Annotated in this window: 15 protein-coding genes and 1 tRNA gene; 10 read left to right on the forward strand and 6 right to left on the reverse strand. The window is 34.7% G+C overall.

Annotation, left to right across the window (positions count from 1 at the left end):
- Positions 1 to 57 precede the first annotated feature (57 nt).
- Both bshC and ACP7AT_RS10335 read left to right on the forward strand, forming a co-directional pair.
- A complete protein-coding gene (bshC, locus tag ACP7AT_RS10330; protein ID WP_426064243.1) occupies positions 58 to 1,647 on the forward strand; it encodes a bacillithiol biosynthesis cysteine-adding enzyme BshC in 1,590 nt (529 codons plus the stop codon).
- 88 nt (positions 1,648 to 1,735) lie between these two features.
- A complete protein-coding gene (locus tag ACP7AT_RS10335) occupies positions 1,736 to 2,155 on the forward strand; it encodes a nucleoside-diphosphate kinase (protein WP_426064244.1) in 420 nt (139 codons plus the stop codon).
- A 477-nt stretch (positions 2,156 to 2,632) separates the two neighbouring features.
- Here the strand turns inward: ACP7AT_RS10335 and trxB are convergent, their stop codons facing one another.
- Together trxB and ACP7AT_RS10345 are read right to left on the reverse strand one after the other, a co-directional pair.
- A complete protein-coding gene (gene trxB, locus ACP7AT_RS10340; RefSeq protein WP_426064245.1) occupies positions 2,633 to 3,580 on the reverse strand; it encodes a thioredoxin-disulfide reductase in 948 nt (315 codons plus the stop codon).
- Positions 3,581 to 3,712: 132 nt separating this feature from the next.
- A tRNA-Pro gene (locus ACP7AT_RS10345) sits at positions 3,713 to 3,787 on the reverse strand.
- Positions 3,788 to 4,189: 402 nt separating this feature from the next.
- Here ACP7AT_RS10345 and ACP7AT_RS10350 point away from each other — a divergent pair.
- The 7 genes from ACP7AT_RS10350 to ACP7AT_RS10380 all read left to right on the forward strand — a co-directional run bounded on the left by ACP7AT_RS10350 (position 4,190) and on the right by ACP7AT_RS10380 (position 9,735).
- Positions 4,190 to 4,957 carry a ParA family protein gene (locus ACP7AT_RS10350; protein WP_426064246.1) on the forward strand — a complete coding sequence of 256 codons (768 nt, stop codon included), beginning with the start codon at positions 4,190 to 4,192 and terminating at the stop codon, positions 4,955 to 4,957.
- A 4-nt stretch (positions 4,958 to 4,961) separates the two neighbouring features.
- Positions 4,962 to 5,861 (forward strand): ParB/RepB/Spo0J family partition protein, encoded by a 900-nt coding sequence (locus ACP7AT_RS10355; RefSeq protein ID WP_426064247.1) that lies wholly within the window; start codon positions 4,962 to 4,964, stop codon positions 5,859 to 5,861.
- Positions 5,861 to 6,421 (forward strand): DUF5683 domain-containing protein, encoded by a 561-nt coding sequence (locus ACP7AT_RS10360; protein ID WP_426064248.1) that lies wholly within the window; start codon positions 5,861 to 5,863, stop codon positions 6,419 to 6,421. Before ACP7AT_RS10355 ends, ACP7AT_RS10360 begins: the two co-directional genes overlap by 1 nt.
- Before the next feature lie 45 nt (positions 6,422 to 6,466).
- Entirely contained in the window at positions 6,467 to 6,667 is a 201-nt protein-coding gene (locus tag ACP7AT_RS10365; RefSeq protein WP_426064249.1) for a hypothetical protein, read from the forward strand.
- 5 nt (positions 6,668 to 6,672) lie between these two features.
- The gene (gene dapB / locus ACP7AT_RS10370; RefSeq protein ID WP_426064250.1) at positions 6,673 to 7,374 is read left to right on the forward strand and encodes a 4-hydroxy-tetrahydrodipicolinate reductase; all 702 of its coding nucleotides are present in this window, start codon (positions 6,673 to 6,675) and stop codon (positions 7,372 to 7,374) included.
- 76 nt (positions 7,375 to 7,450) lie between these two features.
- Positions 7,451 to 9,019: a signal peptidase I gene (lepB, locus tag ACP7AT_RS10375; RefSeq protein WP_426064251.1), complete on the forward strand. Its 1,569-nt coding sequence runs from the start codon at positions 7,451 to 7,453 to the stop codon at positions 9,017 to 9,019.
- 89 nt (positions 9,020 to 9,108) lie between these two features.
- Positions 9,109 to 9,735 (forward strand): WbqC family protein, encoded by a 627-nt coding sequence (locus ACP7AT_RS10380; RefSeq protein WP_426064252.1) that lies wholly within the window; start codon positions 9,109 to 9,111, stop codon positions 9,733 to 9,735.
- A 14-nt stretch (positions 9,736 to 9,749) separates the two neighbouring features.
- On the opposite strand, the gene ACP7AT_RS10385 is transcribed toward ACP7AT_RS10380, so the two are convergent.
- The 4 genes from ACP7AT_RS10385 to mutL all read right to left on the reverse strand — a co-directional run bounded on the left by ACP7AT_RS10385 (position 9,750) and on the right by mutL (position 14,361).
- Positions 9,750 to 10,796, reverse strand: a complete 1,047-nt coding sequence (locus ACP7AT_RS10385) for an endonuclease/exonuclease/phosphatase family protein (RefSeq protein ID WP_426064253.1) — start codon at positions 10,794 to 10,796, stop codon at positions 9,750 to 9,752.
- Between the two features lie 49 nt (positions 10,797 to 10,845).
- Positions 10,846 to 11,715 (reverse strand): rhomboid family intramembrane serine protease, encoded by an 870-nt coding sequence (locus ACP7AT_RS10390; RefSeq protein ID WP_426064254.1) that lies wholly within the window; start codon positions 11,713 to 11,715, stop codon positions 10,846 to 10,848.
- A 61-nt stretch (positions 11,716 to 11,776) separates the two neighbouring features.
- Positions 11,777 to 12,523: a rhomboid family intramembrane serine protease gene (locus ACP7AT_RS10395; protein WP_426064255.1), complete on the reverse strand. Its 747-nt coding sequence runs from the start codon at positions 12,521 to 12,523 to the stop codon at positions 11,777 to 11,779.
- A complete protein-coding gene (mutL, locus tag ACP7AT_RS10400) occupies positions 12,520 to 14,361 on the reverse strand; it encodes a DNA mismatch repair endonuclease MutL (protein ID WP_426064256.1) in 1,842 nt (613 codons plus the stop codon). The genes ACP7AT_RS10395 and mutL overlap by 4 nt, the downstream gene beginning before the upstream one ends.
- Positions 14,362 to 14,755: 394 nt before the next feature.
- Between mutL and ACP7AT_RS10405 the strand changes: the two genes are divergently transcribed.
- On the forward strand, positions 14,756 to 15,331 hold the full coding sequence (locus ACP7AT_RS10405; protein ID WP_426064257.1) for a ferritin-like domain-containing protein: 576 nt from the start codon (positions 14,756 to 14,758) through the stop codon (positions 15,329 to 15,331).
- The last annotated feature ends 149 nt before the right edge of the window (positions 15,332 to 15,480 follow it).

Below are 15,480 nucleotides of genomic sequence, written 5' to 3' on the forward strand. Positions count from 1 at the left end.
CAAAAAAACCTAACTTTACTTTTTAGTACTTTAGCATCAAATTTAGAAACTCAAAACATGCCCACCGACTGTATCAGCTATCAGAACTCAGGATATTTTTCTGCTTTAATGAATGATTATTTAGAAGAAAAAAGCAATCTTCACTCTTTATACCATCGTTTTCCAACTCTTGAAAACTTCGAAGAACAAATTCAGGAGAAGCAAGCTAATTTTAATGATAAATCAAGAGCTACTTTAGTTTCCGTTTTACAAAAAGAATACGCTAAAAGCGAAACGTCGGCTTTAACAAATCAAAATATTGAAGCTTTAAATAATCCAAATACATTCACGGTTACAACTGGTCATCAATTAAATCTTTTCAGCGGACCTTTGTATTTTTTGTATAAAATCATTTCGACTATTAATTTAACAACCGAATTAAAAGCGAAATATCCAACTTATAATTTCGTACCCATTTACTGGATGGCGACCGAGGATCATGATTTTGAAGAAATCAATTATTTCAATTTTAAAGGCAAAAAATTCCGTTGGAACAAAGAAAGTACAGGTCCTGTTGGTCGATTGTCTACTGCAGGTTTAGCTGATTTCCTTGAAGTATATGCGCTGGAATTAGGCTCTAGTACGAATGCAGAAACGATAAAAAAACTATTTACCGATTCGTACCTTGCTCACGATAATTTAGCAGATGCCACGAGATTTTTAGCAAATTCGCTTTTTGGTGCGTATGGGTTAGTCATCTTGGATGCGGATAATCAAGATTTGAAACGCAACTTTGTACCTTATATAAAAGAAGAATTATTACAGCAATCTTCTCACAAATTAGTGTTGGAAACTGCTGAAAAATTAAAAGAGTACACGGTTCAGGTAAACCCACGAGAAATCAATTTGTTTTATATTGAAGATGACATCAGAGAACGCATCCTATTTGAAAACGATATTTACAAAGTAAACCATACTAAAATAGAGTTTTCTGAAACAGAAATTCTAACCCTTTTAGAAAATCATCCCGAAAAATTCAGTCCAAACGTGATTATGCGTCCATTGTTTCAGGAGGTGATTTTGCCAAATTTATGCTATATCGGCGGAGGTGGAGAAATTGCGTATTGGTTGGAACTAAAATCCTTTTTTGCTGCTGCAAAAGTAACTTTTCCAATTCTTTTATTGAGAAACTCTGTGCTATTAGCAAGCGAAAAACAAGCGAAAAAAGCAGACAAATTAGAATTGAATTGGGCGAATTTATTTTCGAAACAGCCCGATTTAGTAAATACTAAAACTACAGTACTATCAGATTTCCCAGTTGATTTAACGCATCTAAAAGCCCAATTGCAAAAACAATTTAGCACGCTTTATGAAGTAGCGAATAAAACAGATGAATCTTTTCTTGGAGCTGTAAAAGCGCAGGAATCAAAACAAATTAAAGGATTAGAAAATCTGGAGAAACGTTTGCTGAAAGCACAAAAAAGAAAGTTATTCGATATTTTACAACGCATTACCGACTTGCAAAACGAGTTATTCCCGAACCAAAGTCTACAGGAACGACAAACTAATTTCTCTGAATTTTATTTGGAATATGGTGAAAATCTGATTCCAACATTGATTAAACAACTCAAACCATTGGATAATACATTTGATATTATTGTACTTTAATCAGATTACGCTCATTTGAATGCCGTATTTGTAAAAATAATCAATAAAAAAATACTAATTTTGCACAAAATTAAAAAAAAATTAAAAGATGGCTACTAATAGAACATTTACAATGATTAAGCCTGATGCTGTTGCTAACGGACACATCGGAAACATACTTGCAATGATTACAACTGCAGGTTTCAAAATCGTTTCTTTGAAATTAACACAATTAACTGTTGCTGATGCTCAGGCTTTTTACGAAGTACACGCTGCAAGACCATTTTACGGCGAATTAGTTGAATTCATGTCAAGAGGACCAATTGTTGCTGCAATTTTAGAAAAAGAGAATGCAGTTGAAGATTTCAGAACTTTAATTGGTGCTACAAATCCAGCTGAAGCTGCTGAAGGAACTATCCGTAAAGCATACGCAACTTCTATCGGAGAAAATGCAGTTCACGGTTCTGATAGCGATGAAAATGCAGCTATTGAAGGTGCGTTCCATTTTGCTGGAAGAGAGCAGTTCTAGTATTCAGTTTTCTGTCGCAAATTAAACTGAAAATAAAAATACAAAAAATCCCATTTCAAAATTGAAACGGGATTTTTTTTTACACAAATCTCCCGTCCTGAAATAACGATACACAAAATGTCCCGTCCTGAAATAGAGATACACAAAAAACCATCATTATGGAAGCAAATATAAATTATGTGAAGCGAAAAGAGATTATAATATATCTTTATTTATGCCTTAGTCTGATTGGGTTTTTCCATTAATATGTTCCCTTCAAACAAAATAAAGGAACAAAATTAAATCAAATTTAAATAATGGGAAAAAATAAATCGGAACAGAATTACTTCTGTTCCGATTTAGCTGTTTTAAATTGTAAATCTAGTCAAACTTTTAAAGGATAACTCATTTAAAAATTATCAGGACAACATATCTTTCAACAAATCTATTATCTATGAGTCTATTATCTTTTATCTCAAATAAACTTCTAAATAAATCTTATTCTTTGGCAGCCAAATACCTTTCGGCATCAAGAGCAGCCATACAACCAGTTCCGGCCGCAGTTATCGCCTGACGATACACATGATCAGCAGCATCTCCCGCTACGAAAACGCCTTCAACATTTGTTTTGGAAGTTCCAGGAGTATTGATAATATACCCTGTTTCGTCCAATGTAATAAAATCTTTAAAAATATCTGTGTTGGGTTTGTGTCCAATAGCTACGAAGAAGCCGGTAACAGGAATATCAAAAACTTCATTAGTATTTTTGTTTAAAGCCTTTACCCCAGTAACTACCTGCTCATCTCCTAATACTTCAACAGTATCGTGGTTCATTAATATGGTAATATTCTCTGTTTTCCGAACGCGCTCTTCCATGATTTTAGAAGCTCTAAATTTTTCGCTACGCACTAACATGGTTACTTTTTTACAAAGTTTGGACAAATAGTGTGCTTCTTCACAAGCTGAATCTCCTGCGCCTACGATTACTACTTCTTGATTTCTATAGAAAAAACCGTCGCAAACTGCACATGCCGAAACTCCGCCACCCATTTTTAAATAGTGCTGTTCTGATGGCATTCCCAAATATTTAGCTGTTGCTCCTGTAGAAATAATTACGGTTTCGCAATGCAATTCTATCGTATCATTGATCCAGACTCTATGGATCTCACCTGAAAAATCAACTTTAGTAGCCCAACCATCACGTACTTCAGTTCCAAAACGTTGTGCTTGTGCCTGCAACCCCACCATCATTTCTGGACCAGTTATCCCTTCAGGATTTCCAGGCCAATTTTCTACTTCGTTAGTTGTTGTCAGCTGACCTCCTGGCTGCATTCCTTGGTATAAAACAGGATTCATATTTGCTCTGGCAGCATAAATTGCTGCAGTATAACCTGCTGGACCAGAACCTATAATAAGACATTTAATTTTTTCGATTGTATCAGACATAGTAAGTGTGAATTATAATTTTTTAACAATGCAAAAATAAGTCATAATTGCTTTATTACAGAACCTGAAGCATCAGTTTTTATTATTCTGCAATAAAAAAATCCCTTCTGTTAATACAGAAAGGATCTTTAGTCGGGGTGGCAGGATTCGAACCTGCGGCCTCCTGCTCCCAAAGCAGGCGCGATAACCGAGCTACGCTACACCCCGAAAGCGGTGGCAAATATAGCACTATTTTCGGCTTCTGCAAAACTATTTCGGAAATAAGAAATAAATTTATTTTGCTCAGAAAACGGTATAAAAACAAAACTACAGATCATATTTAAATGTCAAGTCCCATATTCCAGATGGACGTGAAAAGCTTCCCAAAATACTCCTTTTTTTTGACACAAAAGAGCAACTGAATCACGGCTACAGAAAAAAAGAAGTAGTTCCAGTCCCGAACTATGGGGATTTCAACGTACCGCTAAAATAGCTTCAGAAAATCTATTCCATTCTAAAAATGGGAATGTGTCAAAAGACAAGGAATCAAGCTTTAACAAATGTTAACAAAATAGATTTTTAGAAACCATAAATAATTGTATTTTTACGGTTCAAAATTTAGAAAAATAAATGGGCAAAATCATCGCGATTGCTAATCAAAAAGGAGGAGTTGGAAAGACTACAACATCAGTTAATCTTGCTGCTTCATTGGGAGTTTTAGAAAAGAAAGTATTACTTATTGATGCTGATCCACAGGCAAATGCGTCATCAGGATTAGGAATTGATGTTGAATCTGTCGAAATAGGAACGTACCAAATTTTAGAGCATAGTCATACGCCAAAAGAGGCCATCATAAAATGTTCTGCCATAAATGTAGACGTGATTCCATCACATATCGATCTAGTCGCCATTGAAATCGAATTAGTCGACAAAGAAAACAGGGAATATATGCTTAAAAAAGCATTAGAAAGTGTCAAAGATGATTACGATTATATCATTATTGATTGTGCGCCATCGTTGGGATTACTTACCCTGAATGCTTTGACCGCTGCTGATTCCGTGATTATTCCTATTCAATGTGAGTATTTTGCACTGGAAGGTCTAGGAAAATTGCTGAACACCATAAAAAGTATCCAAAAAATTCACAATCCGGATTTAGACATCGAAGGATTGTTATTGACCATGTTTGACTCCCGTTTGCGTTTGTCAAACCAAGTAGTTGAAGAGGTTCAGAAACATTTTAACGACATGGTTTTTGAGACAATCATTCAGAGAAATGTAAAATTGAGTGAAGCACCAAGTTTTGGCGAAAGCATCATAAACTACGACGCTACAAGTAAAGGCGCAACCAATTACCTGCATCTGGCTCAAGAAGTTATAAAGAAAAACAGTAAATAGTTTTATGGCAAAAGCACTTAAAAAACAAGTCTTAGGAAGAGGATTATCGGCATTATTAAAAGATCCGGAAAACGATATAAAATCTGTTACCGATAAAAATGCTGATAAAGTCGTAGGAAATATTATAGAACTTGAAATCGAGGCGATTGAAATAAACCCGTTTCAACCAAGAAGCAATTTCAATGAGGAATCATTGCGAGAATTAGCAACATCTATCAAAGAATTAGGTGTAATTCAGCCCATTACCGTGCGTAAACTGGACTTCAATAAATACCAGTTAATTTCCGGGGAACGTCGTCTTCGCGCGTCGACTCTCGTGGGATTAAAAACAGTTCCTGCATATATTCGTATTGCAAATGACAACGAATCATTGGTTATGGCCTTGGTAGAAAACATCCAGCGTCACGATTTAGATCCAATTGAAATTGCACTTTCATATCAACGTTTGATTGACGAAATTCAATTGACTCAGGAACAAATGAGCGAGCGTGTAGGGAAAAAACGTTCTACAATTGCTAACTATTTGAGACTTTTAAAACTGGATCCGATAATCCAAACTGGAATCCGTGATGGTTTCATCAGTATGGGGCACGGCCGGGCTATCATCAATATTGAAGACCAAGATATTCAAACTGATATTTACCAAAAAATTGTCAGTCAAAATTTATCGGTTCGTGATACAGAAGCTTTGGTGAAAAACTATCAGGAAAGTTTAAAACCTAAACCTGCCGGAAAACCAAAAGCAGCTTCGTTTGAAATAGCGGATGCTCAAAAAAGCACTTTTACTAATTATTTTGGTACCAAAGTAGATGTAAAAGTAGCCGGGAACGGTAAAGGAAAAATTACTATTCCATTTCACTCTGAAGAAGACTTTAACAGAATCATAAAATTAATAAACGAATAGTGAACAAAATCATTTTCATCGTTCTATTCCTTTTTACAGTGGGAAATACTACTGTTTTTGCGCAAACGGAAACAGAAGCGGTTTTGGTCGCTGAAGACACTTTGAAATCAAATGACATTGATCCTTTGACACCTGCAAAAGCAGCTTTTTATTCCGCCGTTCTGCCGGGTTTGGGTCAGGCTTACAATAAAAAATACTGGAAAATACCGCTTGTATATGGAGCTTTAGGAACGAGTATTTATTTTTATGTTGACAATAATAAAAAATACCATCAATATAGAGACGCTTATAAAAGTAGACTGGAAGGTTCCGTTACTGACGATTTAGCTTTTCTGGACAACAACCGTTTGATTGCCGGACAGAAATTTTACCAACGCAACCGCGATTTATCCGCTTTAGTGACTTTAGCGTTTTACGCATTAAATATTCTTGATGCCAATGTGGATGCCGCTTTAATCCAGTTTAATGTAGATGAAAACTTGTCCATAAGACCTATTCTTTATCCGAATGATGTAACGTTAAAGACGAATGTAGGACTAACTTTTAATTATAGTTTCTAGCTCCAAAAATTAGTTGATAGGATTAGATAAATAAAACCATGCGATATGTCATTAATCAATAGAATTGGGAAGAAATATTTTTTTATTGGAACTACGATTTTATTACTAATCACCTTAGTAAATTATTCCGAAAATAAGACATTCGATTCAATCCGAATGAACACTTTCTTTTCAGGATTCATTGCCGGAGTTTTATTGGCATTACTAGCTGCAGGACTCTTTAATTATTCGAAATTTAAAAAATAAAAAAAATGAAAATTGCGCTTTTAGGATACGGAAAAATGGGCCAGGTAATTGAAAAAATTGCGCTGGAAAGAGGCCATGAAATCGTTTTGAAAAAAGATGGAAATACTACTTTTGATGGCCTTTCAACTGCTGATGTAGCAATTGATTTCAGTGTTCCAACTGCTGCAATGAGTAATATTTCAAGCTGTTTCCATGCAAATGTACCGGTAATTTCCGGCACCACAGGTTGGCTGGAACACTATGACGAAGTAGCGGCACTTTGCCATGAAAAAAAAGGAGCATTTATTTCCAGTTCTAACTTTAGTTTAGGGGTAAATATATTCTTTGAACTAAATGAATATTTGGCTAGAATCATGTCGAAATTTGACAGTTACAAAGTAGCCATGGAAGAAATTCACCATACACAAAAACTGGATGCACCAAGCGGCACTGCGATCTCATTGGCTAAAGGAATTATTGAAAATAGTTCGTACACTAATTGGACATTAGAAAAACCGGAAGCGGAGCAAATTCATATTGAAGCCAAAAGAATCGGGACTATTCCGGGAACTCATATCGTTAACTATAATTCATCCGTAGATGCAATAGAAATCAAGCATACTGCACACAATCGCGAAGGCTTTGCAGTTGGGGCGGTTATTGCTGCAGAATGGATTGTGGGGAAACAAGGTATTTTCACAATGAAAGACGTATTAGATTTAAAATAAAAATTATTCGCCTGTTTAAGAGCCACCGTTTCTTCTGAAACATACTTAAACTTTAAACTTTAAACAAAAAAAAACGATGACACTACTTCAATGGTTTGTATTTTTTCTGCTGGTACAGATAGTTCACTTTTTAGGAACTTGGAATTTATATGAAGCTGCCGGAAGAAAACGTTGGGAAGCTGCCATTCCAGTTTATAATGCAATTATTTTGATGAAAATAATTGGTCGTCCTACGTGGTGGACTATCTTATTATTTATTCCAATAATCAATTTAATTATCTTCCCAGTTATCTGGATTGAAACATTGAGAAGTTTTGGAAAAAGATCTGGATTAGATACTTTCTTAGGAATTATTACGCTAGGATTCTATATCTATTATGTAAACTACACCCAAAAATTAGAATATGGAGCTGACAGAAGTTCAAGCCCACAAAACAAGGCTGCTGACACGGTTAGCTCATTGCTTTTTGCAGTTGTTGTAGCGACAATCGTTCATACTTATTTCATTCAACCTTACACGATTCCGACTTCTTCGTTGGAAAAATCTCTATTAGTTGGTGACTTTTTATTTGTCAGCAAAATGAATTATGGCGCCAGAGTTCCCATGACAACTGTTGCTTTACCAATGGTTCACGACTCTATTCCTTTGACCAAAAGCAAATCGTATCTGACTTGGCCACAATTACCGTACATGAGATTGCCTGGAATTCAAAATATAAAACGTACTGATATCGTTGTTTTTAACTGGCCTGTTGATACCGTTTACAGATTTTTTGACACTTCAAAAAGACGCGCTTATAAACCAGTCGACAAAAAATCAAATTATGTAAAACGATGCGTGGGAATTCCCGGTGATAATTTATCCATAAAAGACGGTGTCGTTTACATCGATGGTAAAATACTACAATTACCGGAACGAGCTAAACCGCAATTCTCTTATAAAGTAGCAATAGATGGAAAAACCCCTATAGATTTTGAAACTCTATACAAAGAGCTAGACATCACAGATCCTTCAGGATTCATAAATGAAACTACAAAAGACACTATTTTCATGAGTGCCCTGACTGAAGCCGGAGCGGAAAGATTGAAAAACACACCTGGTGTAACTGCTGTAATCAGACAAATATCGAGAGATGTTGACAAGGCAAACTATGGAAAAGGAGTATTCCCGCATATCAATAAATGGAATAGTGATAATTATGGACCAGTTTACATTCCTGAACAAGGAAAAACAGTGGAGCTGAACAGCGAAACATTGCCATTTTACAAAACTATTATTGATGATTATGAAAATAACGATTTAAAAGTAAATGGTACAGAGATCCGAATAAATGGTAAAGTTGCCACTAGCTATACTTTTAAACAAAATTATTACTGGATGATGGGTGACAACCGTCACAACTCAGAAGACAGTCGGTATTGGGGATTTGTTCCTGAAAATCATATCGTCGGAAAACCTATTTTCATATGGTTGAGTATCGATCCAAACGGAAAAGGAATAAACAAAATTCGTTGGGACAGAGTTTTCACAACTGTAAGTGGTGAGGGTCAACCGCAATCATACTTCAAATTATTTCTACTTGGATTAATAATTTTCTTCGTCGGAGAATATTTTTGGAAAAAAAGAAAAAATAGAAAAAATTAGACAAAAGTCTTACAGTCGAAAGTCATAAAGCTGCATTTAATATAGCATTATGACTTTCGACTTTATGACTTTAAAAACTTTAGACAAAAATGAACATTCTCCTCCATCCCACTTATTTCCCATCAATCAGCCATTTTGCAGCAATGGCTCAGTCGGAAAACATTACGTTTGAGATAGAAGATAATTTTCAGAAACAAACAAACCGCAATCGCGCTTACATTTACAGTCCAAATGGCATTCAATTGTTAAATATTCCGGTAAAGCATTCGAAAGAAAGCCATCAAAAAACCAACGATATTAGAATTGAAACCGAATTTGATTGGCAAAAACAACATTTCAAATCACTGGAAGCAGCTTACAGAAGTTCTCCCTTTTTCGAGTTTTTCGAGGATGACCTGCGTCCTTTTTTTGAAAAAAAACATGAATTTTTATTGGATTTAAATTTTGAAGCTTTGGAAGTTGTGTCAAAATGTCTTCGAATGAAAATGAATTATACAACAACAACCGAATATTTTCATGAAGTTGATACTACTGTAATTACCGACTATAGAAGTTTAGTAAATGGGAAAAAAGACTTTTCAATATTTGAAAATTACACCCAAGTTTTTGACGACAAACATGGCTTCATAAACAATCTCAGTGTGTTGGATTTACTTTTTAATGAAGGAAAATATGCAATGGATTATTTAAGAAAACAGCAACTGATTATCGAATAACAATTCCATTCGAGTTATTCAAAAGATAATCGTGCCATGATAGGAAAATGATCCGAGTTTATAAAACGAGGGAAATGTTCAAAACTCTTGACTTTCATTTTTTCATCAGCAAAAATATAATCTATTCGAGCGGGATAATACCTAAACTTATAAGTTTCTCCAAAACCAATACCTGCCTCTTCAAAGCTATCTTTCATCTTACCTTTTATATTTCGGTATACGTAGGAAAACGCACTGTTGTTCATATCTCCACAAATAATTATAGGGTAAATACATTTCATTTTGTGCTCTTTGAACATCTCTGCTTGTTGCTGTTGCTGCTTGAACGCTTTACTGATTCTAATGAAAAGCATCTGTGATTTTTGTTGATTGATAGCATCTATATTTTCATCAATCTCATTTACATCCGGAGAAATTTTAATGGACTGTAAATGCATATTGTACACTCTGATAATATCTTTCCCTTTTTTGATATCTGCAAATACTACGTTATTGCTGGAATTAGGAAAAATAATATTCCCTTGGTTAATAATTGGAAATTTAGAAAAAATTGCCTGACCGGTTTTTATTTGGTTTCCATCTGTAAAAATATAGCGATGCGGATATACTTTTAAATCTATATTAGCCGACGAGGAGAATTCTTGCATACACAATATATCGGGATTTTTGTCATTTATGAAAGTGAGAATATCCGAAGGCACATCATCCCTGTCAATCCACCTGAATACATTTAACAACCGAACATTGTAACTCATTACGGTAAAATCTTTTTCTTCCTTAGAAAATTTAGGAGAAGAAAACTTATAGAACTTATTTATAAAAGTGATTCCGATCAGTAAAACCAATCCGGAAACAATCAATTGCTTTTTGAACTGCATTGCCCAATACACAAAAAAAAGCGCATTGAAGACAAAAAAAAGCGGCATGAAAAGTGTCAAAACAGATAAAAGGGGAAATGATTTTGGTGCTAAAAAAGGCAAAACATAGGCAATAAAAGTCACGAAGGTCAGCACTATATTGAAAAAAAACATTCCCTTATTAAACCATGAAAGATTTTTCATTTTCTATATTTTATTATTTTTACAAAAAGCCTACCGTTCACTTAAAAATTTATTTACCTGCTTTAAACAAGAATTCTTTTTCTTCTTTGGACAAACTATCGTACCCTGACTGACTAATTTTGTCTAAAATTTCATCAATTTGTTGTTGCGATTTATCCTTAGTAATTATTTTTGAAACGCTTCTTTCCAATGGTTTACTGTAGTTTTTATGCACTTTCTTGAATGGTGTTGACGTGTTTTTTTTGAATAAATTTTCAAAAAAATCTAATACACCAGAAACTATTTTACTTAAATCCGTTCCATTTTGAAGCAATTTAATAAAAATAAAGCCAAAAAATGCACCTGCAAGATGAGAAATATGTCCACCCATATTCTCCGAACGCAATTGCATCAAATCAACAATAATAATGACGGCAGTTATATGCCATAACTTAACATTTCCAATAATCAGTAAACGAAGATCCATCAATGGATAATACGTAGTTGTAGCGACTAAAATAGCCATAATAGCAGCAGAAGCGCCTACAATAGGAGCACTAATATTTAAAACATAAAACACCAGAATATAACTTATTCCTGCAAAAATGGCACTTAGTACATACAAGCCAAATAATTGCTTAGATGTAAAATACGTCATAAATAATCGCCCCGAAAAATTCAAAACAATCATATTAAAAACGATATGCATGATTCCGCTGTGAAAAAAAGAATACGAAAGCAATGACCACGGTTTCCAGAGCAAAAGCGCCGGATTAGAAGACAAACTTACATACTGAATATAATCGATAGTGATGCCCAACAACGATAAAAGTGCAAAGAGGAGCCACGGAAGCACAAACAAAGCTACGTTCCAAAATATTAGCCTGGCTACTATTCCTCCCGTTTTATAATGTAATTTCAGGTCGTCAATAATATTCATAATTCTATCGGGATTTAAGAGCTGCTATTTAAGTTGTACTACTTGTAAAAATATTACAATTTTAATTCCAACGGTTTTTATTGAACTGATTTTTTTTCCAATACCACATAATGATAAATCCAAACAAAGCGCCACCAACGTGGGCAAAATGGGCAATTCCACCACCTCCGAAAATTGATTTTCCAGAAATCCCTAAATACAAATCGACTAAAACTAAACCGGGTACAAAATATTTTGCTTTTATAGGTACAGGAATAAACATCAAGGCCAATTCAGCATTTGGAAACATAAAAGCAAATGCCACTATTATTCCATAAATAGCTCCAGACGCACCAACAGCAGTTCCAGCAAAGGCACTGGTAAAATTCTGAAAATCAGAAATGGATATAAATTGTTGCCATCTGGTATCAATTTTACCCTCATTCAAAAGTTGCAAAATATCTTGTTTTTCAAATCCATTAGAAACCAAAGTATTTAAACCATCTTGAAAATAGTAATAATTGACTCCGGTATGCAACAACGCCGCGCCGAAGCCACATGAAATATAGAAGAACAAAAATTTCTTACTTCCCCAAATTTGCTCTAAAGCAGATCCAAAAGAAAACAATGCAAACATATTGAAAAAAATATGCATAAAACTTCCATGCATAAACATGTGCGTTAACGGTTGCCACAATTGAAAATCTCGATTTTCAGGAAAATACAAAGCTAATATTTTATAGGCAGCATCACCTATTATCAAAGTACCTACAAAAAACAATACATTGATAATAATCAATTGTTTTACGGTTTCAGTTACATTTCTCATATTGCAAATTTTTTATCTAAATCTTCCACACGCATCGTGATGAAAGTGGGTTTATGAAAAGGGGAAACATTTGGATCTTTACAGGCAAAAAGTCCGTTGACCAAGTTTTCCTGCTCTTTTTCGGTTAAGTGCGTTCCTGTTTTCACGGCTAAACTTTTGGCCATCGATTTGGCAATCGTATCATTCTGACTGAAACTGCTTGCCGGTATTCCGTCATGTAAATCGCTTAACAATTGTTCTAAAACCAATGAAACTTCACTCTCCGTTACATTTACCGGAATTCCTGAAATAACGATATGATCTGTATTATTTTCTTCAAAAACAAATCCGGTGTTCATCAATGACAGCTGTAACTCCCCAATAAGTTCCATTTCGCTTGACGAAAAAAACAGGTTCAAAGGAAACAACAATTGCTGACTTGAAGCTTGTTGAACGGTCATATTTACCAAAAACTGTTCGTACAAAACACGTTGATGCGCGCGTTGCTGATCGACAATTACCATTCCTGATTTAATAGACGAAACGATGTATTTTTTATGTATTTGATAGGTCTTATGAACGGAATGCTCTACTTCTTCGTCATTGAACAAAGAGGAAGTCACTTCTTCATTCTCGAAAGTCATGTGTCCAATTTCATCCGTATCTTGTTTTAAACCTACATAAAGACTTTCCCAATTGGCTGTTGGTTCCGGTTTTCTATAACTGGAAAATTGTTTGCTGGGTTTATCTTCAGAGAATGGATTGAAAGTACCATCTACCTGAATTGTAGGCGTTTCTCCAGTTAAATCTTTGTAATGATACGGGGTGTCTAAATTAGAATCCCTATCGAAATCCAATACTGGAGCCACATTAAACTGTCCCAAACTATGTTTTATAGAAGCTCTCAAAATCGCATATAATGCATGCTCGTCATCAAATTTAATTTCTGTTTTGGTAGGATGAATATTGATATCAATTGTGTTTGGTGGCACTGATAAATATAAAAAATAACTCGGCTGTGCGCCGTCTTTCAGGATTCCGTCATAGGCAGCCATAACTGCATGATGTAAATAACCACTTTTTATAAAACGCTCATTGACAAAGAAAAACTGTTCTCCCCGACTTTTCTTGGCAAATTCTGGTTTGCTGACAAATCCCTGAATGGACACTATTTCTGTTTCTTCCTGAACCGGCACTAATTTTTCATTGGTTTTACCCGAAAAAATATTGACAATCCGTTGTCTCAAAGTAGATGGCGGCAAATTAAACATTTCACTGCCATTGTGGTAAAACGTAAAGTGAATATTGGAGTGCGCCAAAGCGACACGATGAAATTCATCAACAACATGACGGTATTCCACGGTATCCGACTTCAGGAAATTACGTCGCGCCGGAATATTAAAAAATAAGTTTTTAACTGCAAAAGAAGTTCCTTTTGGCAAAACTGCCACTTCTTGTGATATAAATTTGCTACCCTCAATGATGATATGGTTTCCCAGTTCCTCTTGATCTTGACGCGTTTTCATTTCTATATGCGCTATGGCAGCGATAGAAGCCAAAGCTTCACCACGAAACCCTTTGGTGTGCAATGAAAATAAATCTTCGGCTTGACGGATTTTCGAAGTGGCGTGTCGTTCAAAACACAGGCGCGCATCCGTTACGCTCATTCCTAAACCGTTGTCGATTACTTGTACCAACGCTTTTCCGGCATCTTTTATAATTAATTTGATATCTGTAGCTCTTGCATCAACCGCATTTTCGAGCAGTTCTTTGACCACTGAAGCTGGTCTTTGAACAACTTCTCCAGCAGCAATTTGATTGGCAACATGATCAGGAAGTAATTGAATTATACTCGACATTAAAAAATTTAGGTTTAAAGTTTAAGGTTTAAAGTTTTTTAAAACCAAGAGGTACAAATTTAATAAATTTCTATTGGGTTTTATTATTAATGTGCTTTAAAAAAACAAAAAATCATAACCTAAAAAAACCGTCAATTAGGACTTTTTAAAAACTGCTTTCAACCATCGTTAACTCGCAAATACAACTACGCAAACTAATAAATACGTTCTGAAAAATTATATAAAATTATATGTCAAAAAAAATAAAATTATAAATTAAAAAAATTTAAACACCTGAAATACAGTATTGTAAAATGTAAATTATGGAATGTTTTAACAAAATTCTATAATTGCTGTGCTTGTTTAAAACTTACATTTGTTAAAACAAACAAGTTAACAATTAAAAAAATCTATTATGAAAGCGACCAACGAAAAACAAGAAAAAGAAGAAGTAGCCTCTAAAAAAGGAGCTGTAAAAGCAAAACCAGATGCGGCACAAGGTTTAAGAGATTTTTTTGAAGATGGATTAAAAGATATTTTTTGGGCAGAACATGCCGTGGTGAAAGCCTTACCTAAAATGGCAAAAAATGCCACCTCTTCAAAACTGATACAGGCTTTTGAACATCACTTAAAAGAAACAGAAGAACATATTACTCGTTTAGAAAAAGTGTTTGAATCTTTAGGACTGAAAGCAGTTGGGAAAAAATGTGATGCAATGGATGGTTTACTAAAAGAAGCCGATGGGATTATGGCAGAAACTGAATTAGGAGTAGTACGAGATGCCGGAATAATTGCAGCTGCACAAAAAGTAGAACATTACGAGATAGCTACGTACGGTACGTTGAGAGCTTATGCTGTTACTTTAGGCGAAAGCAAAGTGGCTACTCTGCTGGATAAAACCCTTGAAGAAGAGAAAAAGGCTGATGTTACCTTAACAGAAATCGCTTTGGCTGAGATTAATATTGAAGCTGCAAATGCCGATGAAAAATAGGCTGATCAATAACTGATTTGTCATTTATAAAAACCTGTTTTTTCAGGTTTTTATAAATGTGTTTGTTTAAAACAGTATTGGTTTCGAATACAGAACGAAACTGCATAAAAAAACCTACTCCATTGGAATAGGTTTATATTATTAATCTA

Source organism: Flavobacterium sp. DSP2-3-1 (assembly GCF_049896865.1).
Taxonomy (GTDB): Bacteria; Bacteroidota; Bacteroidia; order Flavobacteriales; family Flavobacteriaceae; genus Flavobacterium.

What these genes read in the sequence shown, in the direction of transcription:
- trxB (WP_426064245.1), bottom strand. Translation starts at nt 3,580, where the DNA reads ATGTCTGATACAATCGAAAAAATTAAATGTCTTATTATAGGTTCTGGT.
- ACP7AT_RS10365 (WP_426064249.1), top strand. Translation starts at nt 6,467, where the DNA reads ATGTCATTAATCAATAGAATTGGGAAGAAATATTTTTTTATTGGAACT.
- ACP7AT_RS10380 (WP_426064252.1), top strand. Translation starts at nt 9,109, where the DNA reads ATGAACATTCTCCTCCATCCCACTTATTTCCCATCAATCAGCCATTTT.
- mutL (WP_426064256.1), bottom strand. Translation starts at nt 14,361, where the DNA reads ATGTCGAGTATAATTCAATTACTTCCTGATCATGTTGCCAATCAAATT.
- ACP7AT_RS10350 (WP_426064246.1), top strand. Translation starts at nt 4,190, where the DNA reads ATGGGCAAAATCATCGCGATTGCTAATCAAAAAGGAGGAGTTGGAAAG.
- ACP7AT_RS10395 (WP_426064255.1), bottom strand. Translation starts at nt 12,523, where the DNA reads ATGAGAAATGTAACTGAAACCGTAAAACAATTGATTATTATCAATGTA.
- lepB (WP_426064251.1), top strand. Translation starts at nt 7,451, where the DNA reads ATGACACTACTTCAATGGTTTGTATTTTTTCTGCTGGTACAGATAGTT.
- ACP7AT_RS10335 (WP_426064244.1), top strand. Translation starts at nt 1,736, where the DNA reads ATGGCTACTAATAGAACATTTACAATGATTAAGCCTGATGCTGTTGCT.
- ACP7AT_RS10405 (WP_426064257.1), top strand. Translation starts at nt 14,756, where the DNA reads ATGAAAGCGACCAACGAAAAACAAGAAAAAGAAGAAGTAGCCTCTAAA.
- ACP7AT_RS10385 (WP_426064253.1), bottom strand. Translation starts at nt 10,796, where the DNA reads ATGAAAAATCTTTCATGGTTTAATAAGGGAATGTTTTTTTTCAATATA.
- ACP7AT_RS10390 (WP_426064254.1), bottom strand. Translation starts at nt 11,715, where the DNA reads ATGAATATTATTGACGACCTGAAATTACATTATAAAACGGGAGGAATA.
- ACP7AT_RS10355 (WP_426064247.1), top strand. Translation starts at nt 4,962, where the DNA reads ATGGCAAAAGCACTTAAAAAACAAGTCTTAGGAAGAGGATTATCGGCA.
- dapB (WP_426064250.1), top strand. Translation starts at nt 6,673, where the DNA reads ATGAAAATTGCGCTTTTAGGATACGGAAAAATGGGCCAGGTAATTGAA.
- bshC (WP_426064243.1), top strand. Translation starts at nt 58, where the DNA reads ATGCCCACCGACTGTATCAGCTATCAGAACTCAGGATATTTTTCTGCT.